At 71.6% G+C, this 229-nt stretch carries 1 pseudogene; it reads left to right on the forward strand.

The window, feature by feature from the left end:
- Positions 1 to 16: 16 nt before the first annotated feature.
- Positions 17 to 229, forward strand: a pseudogene (locus SD455_RS16750) (hypothetical protein); the annotation flags it as partial.

Here is a 229-nt window from a genome sequence, read left to right on the forward strand (position 1 = left end):
TGCGGACTCGCTCACTTTGCTCTACACCGCCGCCGTGATCGGCGGCATCGGCGCGGGCGCGGTGTACGGCACCTGCGTCGGCAACGCGCTGAAGTGGTTTCCCGATCGGCGCGGCCTTGCCGCCGGCGCAACCGCGGCCGGCTTCGGCGCCGGCGCCGCGCTGACCGTGGTGCCGATCGCCAACATGATCGCCGCGAGCGGCTATCAGGCCGCCTTCTTCGATTTCGGC

This window comes from Nesterenkonia sp. K-15-9-6 (assembly GCF_052656005.1).